General features: G+C 63.9%; 1 protein-coding gene. It reads left to right on the forward strand.

The window, feature by feature from the left end; translation table 11 throughout:
• Window positions 1–154: 154 nt before the first annotated feature.
• Window positions 155–377 (forward strand): hypothetical protein (locus J2D73_RS20270; RefSeq protein WP_207884220.1); only part of this gene is annotated, 223 nt, incomplete at its 3' end.

The following is a 377-nucleotide window of genomic DNA, read 5'->3' on the forward strand; positions in this document are numbered from 1 at the left end:
ACCTCGCAGCCCGCGACGCAGCGACGATCGAGCGGTGCGCGGTGGCTTGTGAGGGGGAACGAGACGCCTTTAAGGCGAATTCCTGTATTGCCGAAGCGTTAGGCGCAAATTTCGCAGCCAAAGCCGTCCGCGCCCTCAAGACGCAGGAGCCATCATGACCCACACCCCCTACCAGCGCGGCAGACGCGCCGCCGAACGTGGGTCGCCGCGCACGATGCCGGATGACGTAATCGGCTCCGACTGTCTCTTGTGGCTTGCCGGATACGACAGCACGGGAAGCATTCCGATCAGTGCGGACGAAATCACCGCCATGACGCAGGCGCTCGACGAGTGCGGCATCACGGTAGCAGACGACGAGGTTGCGCCTTTGGTGGCGT

The sequence above is a fragment of the Acetobacter sacchari genome, from assembly GCF_017377715.1.
Taxonomy (GTDB): domain Bacteria; phylum Pseudomonadota; class Alphaproteobacteria; order Acetobacterales; family Acetobacteraceae; genus Acetobacter; species Acetobacter sacchari.